Here is a 1,433-nt window from a genome sequence, read left to right as displayed (position 1 = left end):
TTGTGCTATTCCGATACAGGGCAGGATCCCGTGACGCAGCGCCATGACCATCTTGATGACCCCGGCCACACCCGCCGCGGCCTGAGTGTGACCGATGTTGGACTTGAGGGACCCCAGCCACAACGGCCGGTCGCCGGGACGGTCCTGGCCATACGTGGCCAGCAGCGCCTGCGCCTCGATCGGATCACCGAGCCTGGTACCCGTCCCATGGGCCTCCACCGCATCCACGTCAGCCGACGACAGACCGGCAGCCGCCAGAGCCTGACGGATCAAACGCTGCTGGGACGGACCGTTCGGAGCCGTCAGACCGTTCGACGCACCGTCCTGGTTCACCGCACTCGACCGCATGACCGCGAGGACCTCGTGGCCGTTGCGCACGGCGTCGGACAGCCGCTCCAACACAATCATGCCAGCGCCCTCGGACCAGCCCGCGCCGTCGGCCGCCTCGGCGAACGACTTGCAACGGCCGTCCGCGGCCATGCCGCCCTGGACCGTGAAGCCGATGAACACGTCCGGCTCGGCCATCACCGTGACACCACCGGCCAGCGCCAGCGAGCACTCCCCGGCTCGCAGAGCCTGGGCCGCCAGGTGCATCGAGACCATCGATGAGGAGCAGGCGGTGTCCACGCTGACCGCGGGACCCTCCAGCCCCAGCGCATACGCAACCCGCCCCGAGATCGCACTGCTCGCCGCGCCGGTGATCATGTGGCCCTGCACGTCCATGCCGCTGCGGGCAACGAGTTCGGTGTAGCCGGACTGGTAGGCGCCTGCGAAGACGCCGGTGGGGCTGCCGGCCAGGGAGTGGGGATCGATTCCCGCCTGTTCCAGCGCCTCCCACGACACCTCCAGCAACAACCGTTGCTGCGGGTCGGTGGCGAGGGCCTCGCGGGGCGAGATGCGGAAGAACGCCGCGTCGAACTCGTCCACCCCGTCGACGAAGCCGCCTTCGCTCGCCGCGGAAGCGGCCGTCCTGGAAACGGTTCCCAGGAGGCGGCCGAGGTCCCAGCCGCGGTCGGTCGGGAACGGCGCGACGCCGTCGGCCTCGTCGGCCACCAGCTGCCACAGGTCGTCGGGATTCATGACACCGCCAGGGAAGCGGCAGGCCATGCCCACGATGACGACCGGGTCGTCGGTCACCGGCGGGAGCGCCGGGACGGTCACCGGAACCGCCGGACGTACCTCGTCGAACCCGGCGGCCAGGTGGGCCGCGAGCCGGGCCACGGTCGGGTAGTCGAACACCGCGCTGGACGCCAGGCGCAGGCCGGTCCGGGTCTTCAGCACGTTGCGCAGCTCGACCGCCGTCAGGGAGTCCAAGCCGAGCTCCTTGAACGGCTGGTCGGCGCTGATCCGCGTGCCCGGGGCTGGAGAGCGAGGTCGTCAAGCTGCTGCCCGCCCTGACCATCACGCCGGAGGAACTGGACGAGGGGCTCAGC

General features: G+C 70.5%; 2 pseudogenes. One reads left to right on the top strand and one right to left on the bottom strand.

Annotated features, from left to right (window positions below):
* A pseudogene (locus tag ABZ646_RS46575) lies at positions 1–1,335 on the bottom strand (type I polyketide synthase); the annotation flags it as partial.
* A 29-nt stretch (positions 1,336–1,364) separates the two neighbouring features.
* Between ABZ646_RS46575 and ABZ646_RS46570 the strand changes: the two are divergent.
* Positions 1,365–1,433, top strand: a pseudogene (locus tag ABZ646_RS46570) (diaminobutyrate--2-oxoglutarate aminotransferase); the annotation flags it as partial.

It is taken from the genome of Streptomyces sp. NPDC007162 (assembly GCF_040634175.1).
Classification (GTDB): domain Bacteria; phylum Actinomycetota; class Actinomycetes; order Streptomycetales; family Streptomycetaceae; genus Streptomyces.
The sequence above is the reverse complement of the archived record's forward strand: the minus strand, read 5'-3'. Positions and strand labels throughout refer to the sequence as shown.